This window comes from Halorubrum sp. C191 (genome assembly GCF_002727095.1).
GTDB classification, from domain to species: Archaea; Halobacteriota; Halobacteria; order Halobacteriales; family Haloferacaceae; genus Halorubrum; species Halorubrum ezzemoulense.
Genome location: NZ_NHNZ01000020.1, coordinates 1777 through 1998, shown reverse-complemented (window position 1 = coordinate 1998; position 222 = coordinate 1777). Strand labels below are relative to the sequence as shown.

1 protein-coding gene is annotated in these 222 nt (G+C 50.0%); it reads right to left on the bottom strand.

Annotated elements, in window-relative coordinates; genetic code table 11:
- Nucleotides 1–222, bottom strand: a 222-nt coding sequence (locus tag Z052_RS01110; RefSeq protein WP_144049951.1) for a PAS domain-containing protein, incomplete at both ends; no start/stop codon positions are given.

Genomic DNA, 222 nt, shown 5'->3' with positions numbered 1-222 from the left:
CATCTCGTCGGGGTCATATCCGTAGATGTCTGCGTAGGCCTGATTGACGTAGATATACTCACCGTCCTCATTAAGGATGCTAATGCCTTCTTGCGCCGTTTCAATGGCTTTGCGCTGCCGTTTGCGCTCTTTTTCCGCACGATATCGTTCGACGGCGTTTCGCAGTCGGTTCGCCAATACAGTATACTGGTCAGCTACACGCTTTTTTTGGAGATAGTCAGT